The organism is Rhodococcus erythropolis NBRC 15567 (assembly GCF_001552595.1).
In the GTDB taxonomy this organism is placed as follows: Bacteria; Actinomycetota; Actinomycetes; order Mycobacteriales; family Mycobacteriaceae; genus Rhodococcus_F; species Rhodococcus_F erythropolis.
The window spans coordinates 145,621-166,392 of sequence record NZ_BCRM01000011.1 but is presented as its reverse complement, the minus strand read 5'-3'; the positions used below and the strand labels follow the sequence as shown (position 1 = coordinate 166,392).

At 62.0% G+C, this 20,772-nt stretch carries 19 protein-coding genes and 1 tRNA gene; 9 read left to right on the top strand and 11 right to left on the bottom strand.

What is annotated here, in order from left to right; translation table 11 throughout:
• Window position 1: 1 nt before the first annotated feature.
• Entirely contained in the window at window positions 2–1,504 is a 1,503-nt protein-coding gene (locus RE4_RS17040) for an MFS transporter (protein WP_060939015.1), read from the bottom strand.
• Between the two features lie 85 nt (window positions 1,505–1,589).
• Here RE4_RS17040 and RE4_RS17035 point away from each other — a divergent pair, with 85 nt between their 5' ends.
• Together RE4_RS17035 and RE4_RS17030 are read left to right on the top strand one after the other, a co-directional pair.
• Window positions 1,590–1,967: a MarR family winged helix-turn-helix transcriptional regulator gene (locus RE4_RS17035; RefSeq protein WP_019749191.1), complete on the top strand. Its 378-nt coding sequence runs from the start codon at window positions 1,590–1,592 to the stop codon at window positions 1,965–1,967.
• Window positions 1,968–2,200: 233 nt separating this feature from the next.
• Window positions 2,201–3,352: a N(5)-(carboxyethyl)ornithine synthase gene (locus RE4_RS17030; RefSeq protein WP_060939014.1), complete on the top strand. Its 1,152-nt coding sequence runs from the start codon at window positions 2,201–2,203 to the stop codon at window positions 3,350–3,352.
• Window positions 3,353–3,361: 9 nt separating this feature from the next.
• Here the strand turns inward: RE4_RS17030 and RE4_RS17025 are convergent, their stop codons facing one another.
• The 5 genes from RE4_RS17025 to RE4_RS17005 all read right to left on the bottom strand — a co-directional run bounded on the left by RE4_RS17025 (window position 3,362) and on the right by RE4_RS17005 (window position 8,730).
• A complete protein-coding gene (locus RE4_RS17025; protein ID WP_042952314.1) occupies window positions 3,362–3,733 on the bottom strand; it encodes a nuclear transport factor 2 family protein in 372 nt (123 codons plus the stop codon).
• On the bottom strand, window positions 3,730–4,884 hold the full coding sequence (locus tag RE4_RS17020) for a 3'(2'),5'-bisphosphate nucleotidase CysQ (RefSeq protein ID WP_060939013.1): 1,155 nt from the start codon (window positions 4,882–4,884) through the stop codon (window positions 3,730–3,732). The genes RE4_RS17025 and RE4_RS17020 overlap by 4 nt, the downstream gene beginning before the upstream one ends.
• Window positions 4,881–6,725 carry an adenylyl-sulfate kinase gene (cysC, locus tag RE4_RS17015; RefSeq protein ID WP_060939012.1) on the bottom strand — a complete coding sequence of 615 codons (1,845 nt, stop codon included), beginning with the start codon at window positions 6,723–6,725 and terminating at the stop codon, window positions 4,881–4,883. Before cysC ends, RE4_RS17020 begins: the two co-directional genes overlap by 4 nt.
• Window positions 6,725–7,651 (bottom strand): sulfate adenylyltransferase subunit CysD, encoded by a 927-nt coding sequence (cysD, locus tag RE4_RS17010; protein ID WP_060939011.1) that lies wholly within the window; start codon window positions 7,649–7,651, stop codon window positions 6,725–6,727. Before cysD ends, cysC begins: the two co-directional genes overlap by 1 nt.
• Window positions 7,652–7,794: 143 nt before the next feature.
• Window positions 7,795–8,730, bottom strand: coding sequence for a helix-turn-helix domain-containing protein (locus RE4_RS17005; protein ID WP_060939010.1), 936 nt, complete (start codon window positions 8,728–8,730; stop codon window positions 7,795–7,797).
• A gap of 116 nt (window positions 8,731–8,846) precedes the next feature.
• Here RE4_RS17005 and RE4_RS17000 point away from each other — a divergent pair, with 116 nt between their 5' ends.
• The 3 genes from RE4_RS17000 to RE4_RS16990 are packed head-to-tail and all read left to right on the top strand — an operon-like array spanning window position 8,847 to window position 11,945.
• Window positions 8,847–10,013, top strand: coding sequence for a hypothetical protein (locus tag RE4_RS17000; protein WP_021344867.1), 1,167 nt, complete (start codon window positions 8,847–8,849; stop codon window positions 10,011–10,013).
• Between the two features lie 2 nt (window positions 10,014–10,015).
• On the top strand, window positions 10,016–10,798 hold the full coding sequence (locus RE4_RS16995) for an SDR family oxidoreductase (RefSeq protein WP_007726165.1): 783 nt from the start codon (window positions 10,016–10,018) through the stop codon (window positions 10,796–10,798).
• 7 nt (window positions 10,799–10,805) lie between these two features.
• The gene (locus RE4_RS16990; protein ID WP_020908307.1) at window positions 10,806–11,945 is read left to right on the top strand and encodes a sulfotransferase family protein; all 1,140 of its coding nucleotides are present in this window, start codon (window positions 10,806–10,808) and stop codon (window positions 11,943–11,945) included.
• 73 nt (window positions 11,946–12,018) lie between these two features.
• Here the strand turns inward: RE4_RS16990 and RE4_RS16985 are convergent, their stop codons facing one another.
• Window positions 12,019–12,864 carry an alpha/beta fold hydrolase gene (locus RE4_RS16985; protein WP_060939009.1) on the bottom strand — a complete coding sequence of 282 codons (846 nt, stop codon included), beginning with the start codon at window positions 12,862–12,864 and terminating at the stop codon, window positions 12,019–12,021.
• Window positions 12,861–14,651 carry an N-acyl-D-amino-acid deacylase family protein gene (locus tag RE4_RS16980; RefSeq protein ID WP_020970060.1) on the bottom strand — a complete coding sequence of 597 codons (1,791 nt, stop codon included), beginning with the start codon at window positions 14,649–14,651 and terminating at the stop codon, window positions 12,861–12,863. The genes RE4_RS16985 and RE4_RS16980 overlap by 4 nt, the downstream gene beginning before the upstream one ends.
• 97 nt (window positions 14,652–14,748) lie before the next feature.
• Here RE4_RS16980 and RE4_RS16975 point away from each other — a divergent pair, with 97 nt between their 5' ends.
• Both RE4_RS16975 and RE4_RS31610 read left to right on the top strand, forming a co-directional pair.
• The gene (locus tag RE4_RS16975; RefSeq protein ID WP_019749202.1) at window positions 14,749–15,396 is read left to right on the top strand and encodes a TetR/AcrR family transcriptional regulator; all 648 of its coding nucleotides are present in this window, start codon (window positions 14,749–14,751) and stop codon (window positions 15,394–15,396) included.
• A gap of 394 nt (window positions 15,397–15,790) precedes the next feature.
• Entirely contained in the window at window positions 15,791–15,916 is a 126-nt protein-coding gene (locus RE4_RS31610; RefSeq protein WP_255246884.1) for a hypothetical protein, read from the top strand.
• A gap of 82 nt (window positions 15,917–15,998) precedes the next feature.
• Here the strand turns inward: RE4_RS31610 and RE4_RS16970 are convergent, their stop codons facing one another.
• Complete coding sequence (locus RE4_RS16970; protein WP_060939008.1) at window positions 15,999–17,294, bottom strand: DNA cytosine methyltransferase; 1,296 nt, start codon at window positions 17,292–17,294, stop codon at window positions 15,999–16,001.
• Between the two features lie 159 nt (window positions 17,295–17,453).
• Window positions 17,454–17,524 (bottom strand) — tRNA-Cys (locus RE4_RS16965).
• 222 nt (window positions 17,525–17,746) lie between these two features.
• On the opposite strand from RE4_RS16965, the gene RE4_RS16960 reads away from it, so the two are divergent.
• Window positions 17,747–19,033 (top strand): multidrug effflux MFS transporter, encoded by a 1,287-nt coding sequence (locus RE4_RS16960; RefSeq protein WP_021334280.1) that lies wholly within the window; start codon window positions 17,747–17,749, stop codon window positions 19,031–19,033.
• On the opposite strand, the gene mraY is transcribed toward RE4_RS16960, so the two are convergent.
• Window positions 19,030–20,106 (bottom strand): phospho-N-acetylmuramoyl-pentapeptide-transferase, encoded by a 1,077-nt coding sequence (gene mraY, locus RE4_RS16955; RefSeq protein ID WP_003941316.1) that lies wholly within the window; start codon window positions 20,104–20,106, stop codon window positions 19,030–19,032. The genes RE4_RS16960 and mraY overlap by 4 nt on opposite strands.
• Before the next feature lie 85 nt (window positions 20,107–20,191).
• On the opposite strand from mraY, the gene RE4_RS16950 reads away from it, so the two are divergent.
• On the top strand, window positions 20,192–20,725 hold the full coding sequence (locus tag RE4_RS16950; protein ID WP_020970065.1) for a MarR family winged helix-turn-helix transcriptional regulator: 534 nt from the start codon (window positions 20,192–20,194) through the stop codon (window positions 20,723–20,725).
• Window positions 20,726–20,772: the final 47 nt, after the last annotated feature.

The following is a 20,772-nucleotide window of genomic DNA, read 5'->3' as shown; positions in this document are numbered from 1 at the left end:
GTCAGTCGACAGGTACCAATTCTTCCTTATCCGCAGCGGTATGCCTTCCACGTACCAGCGGCGAGACGGTGATTGCCAAGCCCACCAGCGCGACTCCGGTAACCAGGATCAGTCCGGGATGGAACTGTTCGAATCCGGCGGTACCGGCGCCGGAGGCGGTGTGCGATCCGGCGGTCACGAGGGCGGTAGTGAGAGCGAGTACGAGCGCCGCGCCGACCTGAGCGGACGTGTTCACCAGCCCGGACGCCAAACCCTGCTCCGAGTCGTCGACACCCGAGGTGGCCTGGGCCATGATCGAGGTGTAGCCCAACGCGAATCCGAGTCCGAGCAGGATGACGCTCGGCAGAATCGCCACGACGTACGACGGTGAATCGCTGCCCGCGAAGAGGAACCAGAGGTACCCGACGCTGAGCGAGGTCAGTGCCGCGATGATGAGCTTGGCACTGCCGTACAGGTCGACCAGCCGTCCGACGAACGGCGATCCGAAGGCGACGATGATGCCCGCGGGGAGCAGTGCCATCGCCATCTTCAGGGGCGACCATCCGAGGGCCGACTGCAGGAAGATCGTCATCATGAACTGGAAGCTCAGGTAGGAACCGAAGAGCGCGATGATGGCCAGATTCGCACGAACGATGGTGCCGACGCGCAGAAGCCCAAGTCGCACAAGCGGATGCGCCACCTTCTTCTCCACGAAGAAGAACGTCGCCAGAAGCACGGCAGCGACGGCGAACGAACCCAGCGTCATCGGGTGTGCCCACCCACGGGTCGGAGCCGAAACCATCGTGTACACCGTGAGAAGCATTCCCGTCACCAGGGTGACGGCGCCGACGAGGTCGTGTCCCCCGGCATCTGCGGGACGGTCCCGCGGAATGAGGAAGTACCCACCGATCAGCGCGATGACGGCAAACGGAACCGGCATCAGGAACGTGAATCGCCAACCGGCACTGGTCAACAGCCCACCCAGGATCAGGCCCGACGAGTAACCACTGGCGCCGAACACGGAGAACACGGACAGCGCACGGTTACGGGCCGGGCCCTCTTTGAACGTCGTGGTGAGAATGGACATTGCAGTCGGCGCAGTGAAGGCCGCCGCCAGTCCCTTCACGAATCGTGATGCGATCAGCAGTGTTCCGTTGTCGACAAGGCCACCGACCAGCGAAGCGATTGCGAACACGGTCAGCGCGATCAGGAAGACCTTCCTGCGCCCGAGAAGATCGGCGGTACGTCCACCGAGTAGCAACAAGCCGCCGAATCCGAGGACGTAGCCGTTGATGATCCACTGCAGCGAAGTAGTGGACAGGCCCAGTTCGTTGCCGATGGACGGTAGAGCGACGCCCACCATCGACACATCGAGACCGTCGAGGAACAACACGAGGCAGAGCACCGCGAGGATGCCCCACAGCTTGAGGGACCAGCCCTCTCCTGTGGCCGGATCCGTGGATTCCGTAGAACCCGGGGATTCCGGCGAATCGAATGGTTTGAGTGTCGAGTCTGTGCAAGTCACGTCAGCGAGAATAGATGCACATGCACTTAATGCACAAGCATTTAATGCAATTGCACGTAATCGAGTCTTCAACTAGAATGCGGTCGTGACGTCGGAATCGGAATTGCGCAACACCTGGCGCTCGTTGTCGACCAGCTACAACGACATCGCGTGCGAACTCGATCGCCAGATGCAGTCGGCGCACGGCCTGAGTATGAGCGACTTCGAGGCCCTCGACCGACTCATGGACACCTCGTGTGAGCGTCCACGGATGCAGGATCTGGCTTCGGAGATGTACCTGAGTCCCAGTGCGCTCTCCCGCAGCGTCGCCCGCCTCGAGAAGGCCGGACTGGTTCAGCGAGCACTGTGCGAGGCTGACCGGCGCGGAGTCTTCATCGACGTCACCGACAAAGGTCGTCAAGTACACACGGATGCCAGCAAAATTCAACTGGCCGTGCTGGATTCACGCCTGCGCGAGCAGTAGCCCTACGTCGGAGCAGCACCGCACCTCGCCCGGCCGCCGGGCGAGGACCGTTCAGGACTAGACTGAGCACATACCGGCGCGCCTTTCTGTTGCCGTCGGCGATCGACAGCAGCGCAGCCGGCACGCCTTCACGCGATCCTGGCCGAGGCAATCTGCCAGCGTTCCTGCGGCTTCTGCTCGTCCCTCAGGCGCCTGCCTGACATCTCTACCTGCTCCTATCGAGAGATACACAATTGAACAACGCACGCACCCTTGGAGTCATCGGACAGTCGAGCAAACCGGCAGAACGCCGGTTGCCGATCCATCCTGCGCATTTCGATCGCATCGATGCCGAACTACGTTCTCGGATCTACCTCGAAGAGGGTTACGGCCACCCCTTCGGCTACTCCGACGACTACCTCTCGCGTCTGGTGGCCGGAATCCGCACGCGCAAGCAGATTTTGGCGGAAACCGATGTGGTTCTGCTACCGAAGCCGTTGGTGCGTGACCTCGCCGAACTACGGTCGGGTCAGGTTCTCTGGGGCTGGCCGCACTGTGTCCAGGACACCGAGCTGACACAGATCGCGATCGACAAGAAACTGACTCTCATCGCCTTCGAAGCGATGAACTTCTGGCACAGCGACGGATCGTTCAATCTGCATGTGTTCCACAAGAACAACGAGTTGGCCGGCTATTGCTCGGTACTGCACGCCCTGCAGTTGATCGGTTCCACCGGAGACTACGGCCGCCGTCTCACTGCTGCCGTGATCGGTTTCGGTGCCACTGCACGCGGCGCTGTCACTGCACTCAAGGCGCACGGTATCCACGAAGTGGACGTACTGACTCAGCGCGGCGTCACCGCCGTCAGCTCCCCCATCCACTCGGCGCGAATGGTCTCGTTCGACAACAACAACGGCGATGTCCGCGGCAGCCACGTCATGCTCGACAACCACAGCGTGCCGGTACCGGGCTTCCTGGCCGAGCACGACATCGTCGTCAACTGCGTACTGCAGAACACGGATGCCCCGCTGACGTTCCTGACCGAGGAAGATCTCATGGACTTCCAACCGGGAAGCCTCATCGTCGACGTCTCGTGCGACGAAGGCATGGGGTTCAGCTGGGCTCGTCCAACCTCGTTCGCGGATCCGACCTTCATCGTCGGCGACAACATCACTTACTACGGCGTCGATCACAGCCCGTCGTACCTGTGGAACTCCGCGTCGTGGGAGATCAGCGAATCACTTCTTCCCTACCTGCCCACTGTGATGGCAGGAGAGACGGCCTGGAAGGCAGACGAGACCGTCGACCGCGCCATCGAAATCCGTGACGGCGTCATCGTGAATCCCGCCATTACGCGTTTCCAGCACCGCTCGGAGGACTACCCGCACGCTGTTATCGCGGAGTAGCCGCCCCGATCAGGCCTGGCCGGCTGCCGCGTTGATCGGTGCCATGTCGAAATAGTCGCGCCAGGCTTTGATCTTTCCGTCCTCGACTTCGAATACCCCCATGACCGGGAGCGCTACCTCGGCGCCGTTGATGGTGAAGACGTCGACGCGCTCGTTCATGACGGTGTTGCCGTCCGCGACCTGACGCTTGATCTGAAAGTCGATGTTGCCGAAGGCACCGACAAACTGCTCGATGAACGCCCGGACGGCCTCGCGACCGACCACGGGCTCCATCGGAATGTTGTGATAAACGACGTCATCGGTGAAGTAGTCGACGATCTTTGCAACATCGGCGGCCGCCCACAGCGCGCAGAAATCGGTGATCAGCTTGTCCGATGTCATTGTGTTCCAGCCTCTTTCGAATCGTTTTCGTAGGGTTCGATGATTGCCAGGATGCTTTCGATCTCGCCTGCCGGTATCCCGAAGTACTCGGTGACGAAAACTGTGACGGCCGGTGCCTGGCCAGGTGTTCCGAGGTCGAGCAGATACCGCGCGACGACGCTCTCGCCCCACTCACGCAGCGCGAGTTCACGTATCGCCACGATTCCGCGATATTGCTGCCCCTGTTCGAGCTCGTTGCTGATGAACGCGCCGGTGTCACCGGTTCGCTGACCGTTCTCGACCCGCCAGGCGTCAGCTGCGAATCGGACCTTCGTTGCGTCGTGAGTGAGCAATGCGTTCACGTATTCACGCGCCATGGCGACGCGCCCACTGACCGCAGACTCCGTGGAGTGCTTGGCAATTGCACCCAGGATCGACTCAGCCAACTCCGGTCGGCAGATCACGAGATCCGGAAGGTAGGGGTGAGATTCGTTGTAGAGCAGCGGCGAACCGTCGATGCGGCTGCAATGCAGCCCGGCCGCCTGTCCGACGCCGACGGGTGCGGCCGAATCCCATTCCCACTGCCCACCGGCATGCAGGTAGGCGTCGACCTCGCCTCGCACGACCGCCATCGCCTTGGCGCCGGCCGATCCCATGTGCACCACGTCGGCGCCGAGTTCGGCTGCCACCGCCTCGGTGAATGCGGGCGGTCGCGATCCGCTGACTACTACGCGGAGCGGCGAATTCGCGGGAACCGAATCGGCCTCGTCGCCACTGGAGTACACCGCTCCGAGCGCCGGCTGAGCAACCGCGGCTGCGGTAATTCCGCTACCGCGCTCCCAAAGCGCCACGTGCACTGCCCAATCCGCGTGATCCGGCAAGCCGTATTCCTTGGAGCCGTCCAGCGGATCGATGATCCAAACCCGGGATGCGTCCAGACGATTGCGATCATCGGCAGACTCCTCCGAGAGCACGGAATCCTCCGGCCGCTCGGCGGCCAACCGGTCGAGGATGTAGGAATCGGCGGCCTTGTCGCCCCGGCGACCAAGCTCACGACCGTCGTCGACACCCAGGCCCTCGGCTCGGATCCCCAGGAGGATCGCACCAGCGGCCTGCGCCAATTCCGCCGCGAGTGCCTCGTCGGCGATTCTGCTGTGTGTGGATTCGCTCACCGGTCCAACACTTCCATAATTCGCAGCGCAAGTTCGGTAGGCGTTCCGTCTTCGGGTCTGATCACCAGCTCGGCACTGACTGGAGCCTCGTACGGATCGTCGACTCCGGTGAAACCCTTGATTTCCCCGGCCCTGGCCTTGGCGTACATACCCTTGGGGTCTCGGGCTTCACATTGCTCGATCGGGGTGTCGACGTAAACCTCGACGAACTTCAGCCCGGCGGCCTCGTGCGCCGCCCGCACTCGATCACGATCTTCGCGGTACGGGCTGATCAGGCAGGCCACTGCCACTGCACCTGAATCAGCGAACAACTGCGCCACCGAGCCGACTCGGCGGACGTTCTCGGCTCGGTCCTCGGCACTGAATCCCAGATCCGCGTTCAATCCGTGCCGGAGGTTGTCGCCGTCGAGGCGGTACGCCGGGATACCCGCGGCCACCAAGCGGCGTTCGAGTTCCACCGCGATCGTCGACTTACCCGAGGCCGAGAGACCGGTGAGCCAGACGGTGGCGCCGGCAGTCGCACGTTCCTCACGAGAAACCTCCGCACTGTGCCAGACGACGCGCGATTCCTTGAGTGTCGGACCGTTGATCATTCCGGCCGCGACGGTATTACCCGTGGTCTCGTCCACGAGAATGAAGCTGCCCGTCACCCGATTGCGGCGGTAGGGATCGAACATCAACGGCTGCTGCGTCTTGATCGAGATGCGACCGATCTCGTTGAGGGACAGAGATTCTGCCTTCTCGTCGCGGTGCAGAGAATTCACGTCCAGGCGATAGTCGAGCTTGACGATCTGCGCTTTCGTGGAGCGCGTGGTGTGCAGCAACGAGTAGCGGTTGTTCTCCGACAGGGTGGTCTGTTCAGTCAACCAACAGACCATCGCATCGATTTCCTGCCCGACCTGCGGCCGGTTGTTGAGCCGACACAATTGGTCCCCGCGGCTGACGTCGAGATCGTCGGCCAGCTCGATGCAGACGGCCGAGGGCGCAAACGCCTCGTCGATCACGTCACCGCCCGGCCCGTGGACTGCCTTCACCGTCGAGGTGAATCCTGAAGGTAATGCCACGATTTCGTCGCCGGGTTTGAAGACGCCACTGGCCACCGTTCCGGCGTATCCACGGAAATCGTGGAGGTCGGCATCCGTTTGCTTCTGCGGACGGATCACGTACTGCACCGGGAAACGCGCGTCGATCAAGTTGCGATCCGAAGCGATGTGTACCTGCTCGAGATGGTGCAGCAGAGAAGGCCCGTCGTACCAGGACATGTTCTCGGTCCGGGCAACGATGTTGTCCCCCAACAGCGCCGACACCGGAATGAACGTCAGATCGTGGACGTCCAGTTTGATCGCGAATTGCCGGAATTCTTCCTTGATCTCCTCGAACCGTTCCTGAGACCAGCCCACGAGGTCCATTTTGTTCACACACAGCACGAGGTGGGGTATCCCCAGGAGAGTCGACAAGAAAGCGTGCCGTCGCGTCTGTTCGAGCACACCCTTGCGTGCATCCACCAGGATCAGGGCAAGGTCGGCCGTCGAAGCGCCGGTCACCATGTTGCGGGTGTACTGCTCGTGCCCGGGTGTGTCCGCGATGATGAACTTCCGGTGAGGGGTCGCGAAATACCTGTGGGCCACGTCGATCGTTATGCCCTGTTCACGCTCGGCGCGCAATCCGTCGGTCAGTAGCGCGAGGTTGGCGTACTCGTCGCCGCGTTCTCGACTGCTTCGCTCCACGGCCTCGAGTTGGTCCTCGAAGATCGACTTGGAGTCGTAGAGCAACCGGCCGATGAGTGTCGATTTTCCGTCGTCGACACTGCCCGCTGTAGCGACTCTCAGCAGTTGCGGCATCAGAAGTACCCCTCTTTCTTACGATCTTCCATGCCAGCTTCGGAAATCCGGTCATCAGCTCTGGTTGCGCCACGCTCCGTGATACGGCTCGCCGCAACTTCTTCCACGACAGCGGCCGGTGTTTCGGCCGACGATTCGACGCATCCGGTACAAGTTGCGTCGCCGACCGTACGGAAGCGCACCAACGCCTCGTAGGACTCCTCGCCGGCACGAAGTTCGAGGAAGCGGGTGCGTGCCAACAACATTCCGTCGCGCGGAACAACTTCGCGACGATGGGCGTAGTAGATGCCGGGAAGGTCGATCCGTTCCTTCTCGATGTACTGCCAGATATCGAGCTCTGTCCAGTTGGAGAGCGGGAAGATCCGAATGTGTTCACCCTTACGGTGTTTGCCGTTGTACAGGTTCCACAGTTCAGGTCGCTGCACCTTGGGATCCCACTGCCCGAACTCGTCCCGGAAGCTGAACACCCTCTCTTTGGCGCGCGCCTTCTCCTCGTCTCGGCGAGCACCACCGAACACGGCGTCGAACTTGTTGTCGCGAATTCCGCGCAGCAACGCGTGCGTCTGCAGGCGATTGCGACTGGAACCGACTCCGGTGTCCTCGATGACGCGTCCGGCGTCGATGTCGTCCTGCACACTGGAGACGACAAGACGCAGGTTGAAGCGATCGACCGTGCGGTCGCGGAACTCGATCACCTCGTCGAAATTGTGACCGGTGTCAACGTGCATCACGGCGAACGGCAATGGAGCAGGCCAGAATGCCTTGGCCGCTACGTGCAGCATCACGACGGAATCCTTACCTCCGGAGAACAGGAGGACCGGCTTTTCGAAAGTCGCTGCGACTTCGCGGAAAATATGGACCGCCTCCGCTTCGAGTGCCCGCAAATGCGACAACTCGTAGGTGGGCGGGGTCTGGAGTGTTGCCATGTCTTTCGCTCCTGAGCATCACGTACTCCGTGCGGAACACCATTTCCGCATCGGTACATTTATGTACCGGACTGGTTCTAAATTGAACGCAATCACAGAATAGAACTCGTTCTACCCAAAGGTCAATGACCGGCAATCAGACGTCACAAACCGCGAACCGGACTCCGGCCACCAACTTCCGCCGTCACCGCATCCGCCGCCGCAACCAACGCCGCGGCCCTTCGCTCGATCTCGGCGCCGGTGATCGCCCCGCCCACATAAAGTGTCAGCACAAGGGCCTGATGCCCTTCGGCGTCGTAGGTCGGGGCCGCGATGAGACTGACGGGATGCTCGTCGTCAGAGCTGATGTCGCGCCCGAGATACACCCTCTCGCCCAGGCTCGACACCATCTCCCCGAGCAGTTCACGCACCTCCGGCGGAAGATCGTGCGTCGCAACGCCCGCCATCAACGTGTGCAGTCGCTGCCCGACTGGATCCAGACTCTCGACCAGATACCCCGCAGCGCGACACTCGCGGACCACGTTCCACAGACGCTCGCGATCCAAGCGCACCGGCAGGCTCGGCTCTTTGCCCAGCCAACTGTCCATGTCGTGATCCGAACCCCAGAGGACGTACATCAGTCCGACCGGTGGTGCGAACGGGTACACCTGACCGACCTTGGCAGCGCGACGCGCTCCGATCGGTCCGGTCACTTCGAGAACGCTGATCTGATCACCGATCACACCGGACGCCGTGCACGTCGTTCCGAACTCCGTGCTCACTTTCTCCAGATGGGTGCGGGCAATGGGTCCGACGGCAAATCCTCGCTGAGCTGCACGTCCGGCCGCGATCAAGGCCGGACCGAGCCCATAGGTCTTCGACACCTCGTCCCGAGTCAGGTATCCACGATCAGCCAGCGCCGTGAGGATTCCCAAGCAGGTGGGCTTGCTGATCTCGAGCGCGCGGGCCAGTTCCGACAGCCCGAACCGCTGATCAGGGCGGCCGACGAGGTAGTCGAGCACCTGAACCACCCGTTCGGTGGGAGGCGATTGTCTCCCCCTCTGGCGTGCTGCTTCAGGCGTCTTCTCCGGTCCACCCATTGACCACTCCCTAGAACGCGTTCTATTGTCGAAATACCCAACATCTACCAAATAGGTACATATTTGTACCACGACGCTCTGGACCGGCGACATAGTCGGAACTGTGAGGAGCCAGCGTGCTGACGGACCCGTTTGCCGAGGCGATCGCCGAAGCCGAGAAATTGATCGAGACTGCGCCGCACATCAGATCCGAACAGGATCTACTGGAGGGATACCAATATCTGGCCGGCGGAATCATCGCGACGACGCATGCCGCCTGGGCCAGCGAAAAGACCCATCCGAGTTTCATCCAGGGCACCGGACCATTCACCAAGATGGGTCTCGACAACCCGGACACCCTCTACTTCGGCGCCCGTATCAACGACGACAAGGAATACAAGGTCACCGGAAAGCGCGGCACCACAGCCGATCTCAGCTTCCAGGTGTTGAGTGGGAACTACACCAACTCGAACGTTCCCGGCAGCGAAATCGCCTTCGACGACCGCGAGCTGGAGATAGACGACGACGGCAACTTCGTCGCTTGGTTCGGCCCCGGCCCCGCCGACGGACGAGCCAACTACTACACCCTGGCGCCCGGATCCTCGCAGCTGGTCGTTCGCGAGGTCTACAGCGACTGGAGTCAGCAGCGCGGCGTGATCCGCATCGAGCGCACCGATTCGATCGGGATAGCGCCGCCACCTCTCACCGCCGAAGAGACCGAGAAGCGTTACGCCCGGGCTGGGAAGGCACTGGTCACGCGGGTCAAGACGTGGCTCCAGTTCCCGGAGTGGTTCTACCTCAAGCTCACGGTCAACACCATGACCGAACCACGCCTGACACCGGGCGGGCTGGCAACGCAGTACTCGTCGGTGGGACATTACGAACTCACCGACGAGCAGGCGATGATCATCACCGTTCCCGCCTCCGACGCACCGTATCTCGGCTTCCAACTGGGGAGCCTCTGGTACATCTCACTGGACTACGTCAATCATCAGACCTCCCTCAACAACGGCCAGGCACAGGTCGATCCGGACGGGATGGTCCGAATGGTGGTCAGCGAGAAGAACCCCGGTGTCACCAACTGGATCGAAACCGTCGGACATCCGCGCGGCATTCTGCAGTTCCGTTGGCAGCGCGTGTCCCGCGAGCTGACGCCGCAGGACGGTCCCGCCGTCGAAATTGTCGCCGTCGCAGATATTGCGAAGCACCTGCCGCATTTCGACACCAACACCATCACCGCCGAGGACTGGGCAGCGCGCATTGCCCAGCGCCAGGCCGCCATCGACAACCGAATGCTGGGGTAATCATGACCGCCTTGCTCGAAGACCGTGTAGTAGTCATCTCCGGAGTCGGCCCGGCACTCGGCCGCGCTCTGGCCCTTCGATGTGCGTCGGCCGGCGCGAGTCTTGTTCTCGCAGCACGTACGCAATCGCGACTCGACGACGTTGCGAAAGAAATAGTCGATGCCGGTGGGCGCGCCGTCACCGTTGCCACCGACATCACCGACCAGGCTTCCGCCGAGAATCTGGTGGCCGAGTCCATTGCCGCCTACGGCAAAGTGGACACTCTGATCAACAATGCATTCTCGATTCCGTCGATGAAACCGTTGGCTCGCACCGATTACCAGCACATCCGCGACAGCATCGAACTGACCGTTCTCGGGGCGTTGCGCCTGACTCAGCTGTTCACGCCGGCACTTGCCGAGTCGGACGGCTCCGTGGTGAACATCAATTCGATGGTGTTGCGGCATTCGCAAGAGCGTTACGGCAGCTACAAGATGGCGAAGTCGGCCCTGCTCGCCATGTCGCAGTCCCTGGCCACCGAACTCGGCCCGCAGGGAATTCGTGTCAATTCGATTGCACCCGGCTATATCTGGGGCGACACCCTCAAGGGATACTTCGCGCACCAGGCGGAGAAGTTCGGCATGACTGTCGAGCAGATCTACGAGCACACTGCGTCGAACACCGACCTCAAGCGCCTGCCGACGACGGATGAAGTATCCGATGCGGCGATCTTCCTGGCGTCCCCGATGGCCAGCGCGATCACCGGCCAATGCATCGACGTCAACTGCGGCGAATTCCATCACTAGGAGCACCATGACTGAACGCACTCACGTCGGCACCGTCGAGGATCTCCATGCCTCGGCGACGCGGATGACCGGCCTGACGGACTTCGGCGTCGACGATTACACCGAGGCTCTGTCGGTCCTCCTCGAGTCTTACGACCGCGACGAGGATCTGACGCCCTTCGGCAGCAAGATCTCTCGGGTATTCCTTCGCGGCGCCCTGGTGGCCCGTCTCCTCAGCGAATCGGCGTGGAAGGAGCATCCGGAACACGCCGACGTCAAGATCGAGCGGCCGATCTTCGTCACCGGATTGCCACGCACGGGCACCACTGCCTTGCACCGCCTCCTCACGGTCGACCCGGCTCACCAGGGCCTCGAGATGTGGCTGACCGAGTTCCCTCAGCCTCGCCCGCCTCGCGATACGTGGGAATCGAACCCGGTCTTCGCCAAGATCGAGGAGACATTCGGTCAACACCACGTCGAGCATCCCGAATTCATGGGCGTGCACTACATGTCGGCCAGTGAAGTCGAAGAATGTTGGCAACTCTTGCGTCAGACGTTCAAGTCCGTGTCGTACGAGTGCCTGGCGAATCTACCCACGTACTCCGCATGGCTGAAGGACCAGGAGTGGTCGAACGCCTATGCACGACACAAGAAGAACCTGCAGCTGATCGGTCTGCCCGATCAGGATCGACGGTGGGTCCTCAAGAACCCGAGCCACCTGTTTGCGCTCGACGAATTGATGGAGGCGTACCCCGACGCTCTCGTCATCCAGACTCACCGCTCCCCTACGACGATCATTCCGTCGGTATGCAGCCTGGCCGCCCAGGCGACAGAGGGTTGGTCGAACACGTTCACCGACAAGGTGATCGGCGAAAGTCAGCTCGAATTGTGGGCCAGGGGGCTCGAGCAGTTCGACAGTGCACGCGCACACCACAATCCCGCGCAGTTCATCGACGTCGACTATCAGGACTTCGTCACCGATCCACTGGGAACCGTCGAGAACATCTACACGCACTTCGACATCCCGTTGACATCTACCGCCCAGCAGTCGATGGAGGCCATGCACGAGGAAAGCCGCTCGGGTGCTCGCAAACCGTCGCACAAGTACACGCTCGAGGAGTTCGGCCTGACGAAGGAACAGGTGGAGGAGCGATTCGGAACTCGCTGACCACCGCTGGTCGACGACCTCGCTGACGACTGAAGCCCCCGCCGGACGGCGGGGGCTTCAGTACGCAACTCGGTCAGCTGCTGAAATGCTCGCTGAGCAACCGGTCCAACTCCGTCGGCGCCTCGTCGGGAATCCAGTGGCTCACACCCCGGAGAACTTCGAACCGATACGGACCGTCGACAAACGCGGGAGTGAGGGCAGAACCCTTGGGCCCGATGGCGGCGTCGCCGTCACTCCAGACGTGCAGGGTCGGCACGGTGACCCGGGCAGCTGCCGGGTTCGGCTTGGTCATCCACATCGCGCGGTACCAGTTCAGACCGCCGCGCAGTCTGCCGGGAGCGAGCATGGCGTTCAGATCGCGCCGCGCATTCTCCGGCGTCTGCCCACTCGAGACCAGGAACTTCTCGCCCAGCGATGACGAGGCCAGAATCTTCTCAGGAACGAAGGGTAATTGGAACGCCCCCATGTACCACGATTTCAGTCCCTGAGTGCTGGTCACCATCGCGTTGATGAAGGCCAGCGGGTGCGGAACCGACACCGTGGTAACGGTATCGAGCAAATCCGGCCGTTCGGCAGCCACCTGCCACGCGACCGCGGCACCCCAGTCGTGGCCGACCAGGTGCACCTTCCCCACACCGAGTGTGTCGATCAGCGCGACAGTGTCGGCGGCGAGTTCGGACCCGCGGTAGGCCCAGCGCGCTTTCGGCCGGGCACCGGGTGAGTACCCTCGCTGGTCCGGCGCCACGGTGCGGAAGCCGCGGGCGTGCAGTAACGGCGCGAGGTGATCCCATGAGCGGGAATCCTGCGGAAATCCGTGCAGGAGGACCACGACCGGACCGTCTGCCGGTCCTTCGTCGCGTACGTCGAAAGTCAGCCCGGACCGGGAGTACGAGGTGAGGCGATCCGCCGGCGTAGTCATAGCGCCACGCTAGTCTTCGCGGCCCGTGTAATCGGAGCCTTTTCACCTGCGCGCAGGAACTGGCCTGTCTTTTCGATGCCGAATCCCGGGGCGAATTCACCTTCGCGGTAGACGAGTCGGCCGTTGATCACTGTCGCGACGGCCGCATCGTCGCTGCGGTTGACCATTCGACTGATCCCGCCGTACTCGGGAACGGTTGCCTCGAACAAGCCGTCGACCGACTCGTCGAGCCCGGCTGGATCGATGACAACGAAGTCCGCGCGGTCGCCCTGGCGTAGATGTCCGGCGTCGATGCCGTACCAGTCCGCCAGTTCACCGGTCAGGCGGTGGATTGCGCGCTCGATGGTGAGGAACGGCTTGCGGTCACTCTGAGCGTCCTTGACGCGCTTGAGGAGTCGCACCGGGTAGTTGTAGAACGCCATGTTGCGCAGATGTGCGCCGGCATCGCCGAAGCCCATCTGCACACCGGAACTCGCGGCGAGTTTCTTCGCGAACTTGGGCCGGTGATTGGCAATGGTGGTGCGCCAGCGAAGATCTCGCCCGTACTTCACCACCAGGTCGAGGTACGCGTCCACCGGGTGCACTCCGCGGATGTCACCGACCTGACCGAAGTTCTTGCCGATCAACGTCTCGTCCGGGCATCCCACGATGACCGCATCGTAGAAATTGCGATGCCAGATGCGGGGTGAGAACTTGTTGTCGTAGTCCTTACGGAATGCGCGACGGTACGACTCGTCCTGGAGCAGTTCGTTGCGCTCCACCTGGTCCTTGAGATGTAAAGCGGCGGCGCCGGCACCGAACTCCTCGAACACGACGAGGTCAATTCCATCCGCGTAGACGGTGAAGGGAACCGGAAGGTGCTGCCACTTGAAATCGGTCTTCGCGAAGCGATTGAGCAGTGGGGCCGCAGCGAGCATGAAGTACACGATCACCGGGTAGGCCTTCGAATCCGCACCGGAGAGCAGCGACGTCTTGAGCGGCTTCTTGCGTCCGATGGCGGAGCTTTCGGCGAAGAACGCCGCGACGTTCGGATGCAGGTTGATGGTCGGAGCGCTCTGCAAGATCTTTCCGCGATCACGAAGGATGCGGTTGAGGAATCGGAACTCTTTCCACCGTGCATACGTCGACGGCAAAGAGCGAGAACGGTATTCGTCGCCGTCGATCTTGTCGAGGGCATTGGTCATCGACGACAGGCCTAGCATCCCCGCATCGATGGCGTCCTCGAGCATCGAGCCCATCCGGCCGAGTTCCGAGCGGGTCGGCTTGACCTTCTTGTCGGTGCCGCGCCCCAATCCGAGTACGTGCGTGCGGATGTCGGAGTGGCCGATGAATGCCGCGACATTGGGTCCGAGGGGAAGGGCTTCGAGTGCGGCGGTGTAGGCCGCGGGACCGGTCCAGGTCTTGTTCGCTTCGAGGATGCGCAGCACCGCGTCGTGGGGAACTGCTTCGACCCGGCTGAACAGGTCAGCTATCTCACGCGGGGTCGAATACACCGTCGACAGCGAGCAATTGCCGAGCACGACCGTAGTGACGCCGTGGCGAACCGATTCCGGAAGGCCTGGACTGACCAAGGCTTCGGCGTCGTAGTGCGTGTGGACGTCGACAAAGCCCGGGAGAACCCACTTGCCGGCCGCGTCGATCACCTCGGTGTCCGGCCCGATCTCCAGGCGCGTCGTGGACACCTCCGCGACCACGCCGTCTCGAATTCCGAGATTTCGACGCAGACCAGGAGCCCCCGTCCCGTCGAACCACAACCCGTCGTTGACCACGATGTCGAAAGCAGACACTGTCGGACTCCTCGCCTCACGTATGTGTTACCTCACGTTATAGACAGCGTTGAGTAAAAGTCAATGAACCTTCCGAACCAATACATAAGATGTCGGAATGGCCGCAGTCCCCCGCTCCCCCGAAGACCGTCAGAGGCAAATCCTCGAGGTAGCAGTACACATGTTGCGGACCGAGCCTTTCGACCAACTGTCGATGGATCGCGTCGCAGCCGAGGCCGGTGTCTCGCCGCCACTGCTGTTTCACTACTTCAAGAACAAGAAGGGTTTCCAGAACGCCATCCTCGAGGCTGCCTCGGCCGATCTCGAAGATCGAATGCGACCGGATCCCGAACTACCGATCACGTCCCAGCTGCGTTCAGGTATCGAAACTTTCGTCGATGCCGTTATCGAGCACCCCACCATTTACCTCGCCGTGATGCGGATGGCCGGCAGTGGCGACGTCCGGATGCGCACGATCTATCGCGGGATGCGCCGAACGTTCACCACATGGATCGTCGCCGCGCTCACAAATCTGGGCATCGAATCGAATGCGACCGTCGAGGCGACCATCGCCGGGTGGCAGGCATTCATGGAGGAAATAGTCGTCAACTGGATCGACGAGCCGACCCTCGAACGAGGCGAGATGGTCGACCTCTGCGAACGAATTTTCTACCACTGCCTACCGGCGGCGGGCATCAGCGTGGAACAAATAGTGGCGGCCACCATGGCTGCGACGGCCAGTGAGTCCGGCGCAACAAAACTGTGATCTTCGCGCCGGGGTTTCACAGGTGGTCACGATTGGGTATCTTGCTTGCAGTGGCGCTGGACCACGACCCCAACACATGAAGGATCCAACATGGAGTCTGTCGAAAACGTATTGCCCGAGGGTGTCAAGCTCGAAGACGTCTTGAGTGTCCTCAAGGTCGCAGTTGCGGGCATCGGCCTCATCAGCGCACTTTCGGCATTCAGCTGATCGCAAAGCGTCATCGACAGGCCGGACTTCGGGGAGTCCGGCCTGTTTTTTGTTTCCGCTCCTGAACAATCCGTGAACTTTTCAGCAACTTCAGCGCAAAGTGGTCATTTCGACCAAAACAAGCGTCCAGTTTGCTAACTTGTGTCTGCGACACAAGGTCGTACAGAAACACCACGCAGACACAACCTTGTACATACAAACCTGTACATACGACACGGAGGACCGAAACATGGGTTCCATCAACACCCTCAGCGCCGTCATCGACATCATCAAGGTCGTCCAGCCGTTGATCGCCAAGCTCAACCTCAGCTGATTCGCTTGCACCACACCCCTGCCAGGGCGTAACTCGAAATGGGGCCGACATTGTCGGCCCCATTTTCCGTAGGTGCTCTATCTCAGCCGAGTGCCTTCTTGATCTCTCCTGCCAGTACCGACGCCAGCTGCGGCGGCACCGCATTGCCGATCATCGTGCGCACCGCTCCCCACTTACCCTCGAAGACGTAGTCGTCGGGAAAGGTCTGGAGGCGAGCAGCTTCTCGAACGGTCAACGATCGCGTGTGTTTCGGATGCACGTTGCGTGAAGCCGAGATCATCCCGAAAGTGGTTCCGACCGTGGACGCCGGCTCGTCCCACCGGAGGCGCTTGTACGTCGTGTTGTACCCGGACGACGGTCGCATGGCCGGATCTTCGTTGTCGTGCGCCGACATTCCTTCTGGTACATCACGCAGCCACCGCAAGACGTGCTCGGGATGCTCGACGGCCCAGTGCAGCGGGTCCGTCTCGCAAGCCTGCCCGGATTCCAGCGGGGCCAGGTCGACGGTGGCATCGCGAAAAGTCCTCAGCGGCGCAACACCATTCACGCCGTGAGTCTTCGGCGGAAAACGCAGCGGCCCGATACTACTGTCGCGGCGGGTCGCCACGATGAACACTCGTTCCCGGAACTGCGGGACGCCGTAATCCTGCGCATTGACCGTGTTGACCGACGCGTCGTAACCGCAGGCAGCCATCTCGCCGAGAATCCGGTCGACGACCATCCCACCGTCCGGGTCCTTCATGCTGAGCAGCAGTCGCACGTTTTCCATCACCAAGACCTTCGGCTTCACCAATTCGGCGAGCTGCAGCAGGTTCCGGAAGAGATGGTTGCGCGGATCGTCGCGGTCTCGCCGGCCGGCGAGGCTGAACCCCTGACACGGCGGTCCCCCAGCCAACACATCGATGTCCACTTGTGCCAGAAGATCTTTCACCCGGGCTTCGTCGATCGCCCGAAGGTCCTCGCCGAGGCACCTCGCGCCGGGGAAGTTCCGATCGAAGGTCGCACGCGCCTCCGGCACGACTTCGATGTATCCCTCCACCGAAAACCCCGCCATCCGAAAGCCTTCGGCCATACCGCCACAACCCGAGAACGCTGTCAATACGGTGGGGCCGCCGCTTCCTGCCCCCGCGACGGCACGCCTGGCCACCGAGGCGGGGTCGTTGACCGGTGTCACTCGACGCGCACGGGTACTGCCGCTCGATCGCTTCCGGGGTGCCGCGTACGTACCCTCACGCTTGGCCGCTTCCAGCGCGGAGAGGGCCGTGAGAACTGCTCGTTCCGCCGGTGGCTTCGGATACGCCTTGTCGAGTTCCCACGCGGAGACGACGGCTGACGAGACTCCCGCTTGACGGGCGAACTGGAACTGACTGATCCCCACGTCCAAGCGCCGTGATCGCAGGTCCTGTCCCGAAATCAATTCAGTGCCTCACTCATATGGTCCGCTCGCTCCGGCAGCCCAGACTATCGCAGCCGACCCCGTGAACCGGGACCTCACAAGGAAGACCGGCAGGCGGTATGCCTGCCGGTCTCCGACACGAGCGGATGACGGGACTCGAACCCGTGTGAACGGCTTTGCAGGCCGGTGCCTAGCCACTCAGCCACACCCGCGTCAGTGAGTAACTCTGCCCTGAGTCACGGCGTCGAACCACAGTTCCGCTCAGCATGATTCGAGTGCGATCCCACCCGCCGTTCCAGTCTCTGGGAAAACTGCGAGCCCTTCGGGAACAAATCGGTCAGTCTCGATGCTGACTCCCTCGGCGGGCGCAGATCATACGAATTTCGCCCGAACGACCGAGCAGTTCGCCAGACCCAGACAACCCAGAAGGTTTCATGAGTGCCGAGAACACCGCCGTTGCCCCGCCCGTGAAGGCAGCTCCGCCCTTGGAGGCAGCCCCGCTGGAAATGAGCAGTGTCGACCGTAAGCCCAGCGTCGGGAAGATTCTTGCCCTCGGTTCCATGACTGCGCTCGGGCCCTTCACCATCGACATGTACCTGCCCGCGCTGCCGGATATCGGCGCCGATCTCGGGGTCTCGTCGTCAACGGTTCAGCTGACGATCACCGGAACTCTCATCGGCCTCGCACTCGGACAGCTGTTGGTCGGGCCGCTCTCGGACACTCTCGGCCGCAAGAAGCCGCTGCTCGCCGGGATCGGTGTGCACATCCTGGCTTCGCTGCTGGCGGTCTTCGCACCGAGCATCGCGGTCCTCGGCATCCTGCGGGTTTTCCAGGGCATGGGCGCGGCGGCCGCGGCAGTGGTCACCATGGCGATCGTCCGCGACCTCTACAGCGGTAACACCGTTGCCGTCGTGATGAGCCGGCTGATGCTCGTGCTCGGCGTTGCGCCGATCCTGGCGCCCAGCATCGGTGGCGCCCTCCTCGTCGCCCTCGACTGGCGCGGGATCTTCGTCGTCCTGGCACTGATCGGCGTCGGCACGGCGATGATCGGTGCTTTCGGACTGTCCGAAACACTGCCGAAGGAAAAGCGTCGCCCGAGCGGATTGAAGTCGGTTCTCCGCACCTACGGTTCGCTGCTCGGCGACCGCACGTTCATGGTCCTGACGCTCGTCTCCAGCGTCGGTATGGCGTCGTTGTTCGCGTATGTCTCAGGCGCGTCGTTTGTCTATCAAGATCAGTACGGCCTCAATCAGCAGGAGTTCGCGCTGCTCTTCAGTGCGGGCGCGATTGCGTTGATCGGTGCTTCGCAGGTCAACGTCCGACTGCTCGATCGCTGGACTCCTCAGCAGATCACCAAGTGGGCCCTCGTGGCTGCAGTTGTCTCCGGGGCCGTCGTCATTGCCGTCGCGGTCCTGGAACTGGGCGGGCTCGCCGGATTCGTGATCGCACTGTGGGTCATGGCCGGTGCCATCGGGTTCGTTCTTCCCAACGCCCCGGCACTGGCGCTCGCTCGTCACGGCGAAGCGGCCGGTACTGCCGCGGCAATGCTCGGTGCATTCCAGTTCGGCGTCGGTGCGGCCATCGCGCCGGCCGTCGGCCTGCTGGGAAACACGAGCACAGCCCTGGCCGTCACGATGACGGCGTGTGTGTCGCTCGGTCTGGTCGCTCTTCTGGCTACGACCCGAAAGAGTGATACGACCCGAAAGAGTGAATCGGTCTAACCGGCAGCGGAGAACCACTCGCTGTAGAAGGTGGCAAGTCCCAGGACGCACGAGATCGCGACGAAGATCCAGAATCTTGCGATCACGACGGTTTCCGGCCAACCGAGTAACTCGAAGTGATGATGGATCGGGGCCATCTTGAATACGCGTCGGCCGGACGATCGGAAGACCAGAACCTGGATGATCACCGACAGGATCTCAGCCACGAACAGGGCGCCGATGATGACCATTAGCAACTCGGTGTGCGTCGTGACGGACAGGCCGACCACCAGGCCGCCCAGCGCCAAGGAGCCGGTGTCACCCATGAAGATCTGAGCCGGGGCGGCATTCCACCAGAGGAAGCCGAGGCACGCCCCGCCTGCGGCGGCAGCGACGATCGCGAGATCCAGGGGGTCACGAACGTCGTAGCAACCGGCGGCAGGCTCAAGGACACATGAGTTCCGGTACTGCCAACCGGCGATGACGACGTAGGTCCCCAGGATCATGCCCATCGAGCCGGCCGCGAGACCATCGAGACCGTCGGTGAAATTGACGGCGTTGGACCAGGCGAACACCAGAATGCAGAAGAAGACCACAAAGCCGATGGCACCCATGGAGAACACCGAGATATCTCGCACATGGGACAGGTACTGGCTTCCGGGGGTGACTCCGTTGTTGTTGGAGAACTGCAGGAACAGAATGCCGAAGATGATGGCGCTCGCCAGCTGACCGACGGTCTTTGCCGTCTTGTTCAGCCCGAGATTGCGCTTCTTGCGGATCTTGATGAAGTCGTCGAGAAAGCCGACGATTCCCAGTGACGTGGCGAGCGCGAGAACCAGCCAACCGGATGCAGACAACCGCGGTAGCCGCGAGCCGAAACCGATGATGTGTGCCGCCAGGTAGCCCGCCCACATGCCGGCGATGATCGCGATGCCGCCCATCGACGGGGTGCCACGCTTGCCCTGATGACTCTGCGGACCCTCGATCCGAATCTCGTGCCCGAGCCCCTGCCGCGAAAGCACACGAATGAGAAACGGAGTCAGGAAGAGCGCGACGAACAACGAGACGCCACCCGCTACGAGGATTGAAATCACCCGTGGGACTCTACAGACGTAAGCGGCTGCGACACACAATCAGACAAGGCACCCGACCGCTTGCCAGCATGGGATGATCGAACTTATGTCTCCCCCCGCGCCGCTCCCCCTCGACCCCATCGAAGAGGCGCATCGTCAGTGGACGAAGCACGGTTGGAGCGATGTCGCCGACGGTATGGCTGCGGTCACGTCGGTGATGCGTGCGCAACAGATCATGATGGCGCGGGTCGAAGAGGTACTCAAGCCTCTCGGGCTGACCTTCGCCCGCTACGAACTGCTGACGCTTCTCACCTTCACCAGGTCGGGCGCCCTCCCGATGGCCAAGGCAAGTGCCCGACTCCAGGTTCACCCCACCAGCGTCACCAATGCCGTCGACCGTTTGGAGAAAGCGGAGCTGGTCAGACGGGTCCCGCATCCCAGCGATCGACGTGCGACGCTCATCGAGATCTCCGACGCGGGTCGCGCTCTGGCCCTCGAAGCCACTGAAATGCTCAACAGCAAAGTGTTCGCACACCCCGGACTCCAGCAGGACAAGCTCGAGCAATTGGTGACGATCCTCACTGAACTTCGCAAGACTGCGGGTGACTTCGACACCGGCGGCGCGCCCACCAAGTGGTGAACCGACGACCCGTACACACAAAGAAACTGCCCTCACACTCTCGACGA

Excerpts from the sequence above, each read along its gene's own strand:
- RE4_RS17025 (WP_042952314.1), bottom strand. The coding sequence starts at position 3,733 with ATGACATCGGACAAGCTGATCACCGATTTCTGCGCGCTGTGGGCGGCC.
- cysC (WP_060939012.1), bottom strand. The coding sequence starts at position 6,725 with ATGCCGCAACTGCTGAGAGTCGCTACAGCGGGCAGTGTCGACGACGGA.
- cysD (WP_060939011.1), bottom strand. The coding sequence starts at position 7,651 with ATGGCAACACTCCAGACCCCGCCCACCTACGAGTTGTCGCATTTGCGG.
- RE4_RS17005 (WP_060939010.1), bottom strand. The coding sequence starts at position 8,730 with ATGGGTGGACCGGAGAAGACGCCTGAAGCAGCACGCCAGAGGGGGAGA.
- RE4_RS16995 (WP_007726165.1), top strand. The coding sequence starts at position 10,016 with ATGACCGCCTTGCTCGAAGACCGTGTAGTAGTCATCTCCGGAGTCGGC.
- RE4_RS16990 (WP_020908307.1), top strand. The coding sequence starts at position 10,806 with ATGACTGAACGCACTCACGTCGGCACCGTCGAGGATCTCCATGCCTCG.
- RE4_RS16985 (WP_060939009.1), bottom strand. The coding sequence starts at position 12,864 with ATGACTACGCCGGCGGATCGCCTCACCTCGTACTCCCGGTCCGGGCTG.
- RE4_RS16975 (WP_019749202.1), top strand. The coding sequence starts at position 14,749 with ATGGCCGCAGTCCCCCGCTCCCCCGAAGACCGTCAGAGGCAAATCCTC.
- RE4_RS16960 (WP_021334280.1), top strand. The coding sequence starts at position 17,747 with ATGAGTGCCGAGAACACCGCCGTTGCCCCGCCCGTGAAGGCAGCTCCG.
- RE4_RS16950 (WP_020970065.1), top strand. The coding sequence starts at position 20,192 with ATGTCTCCCCCCGCGCCGCTCCCCCTCGACCCCATCGAAGAGGCGCAT.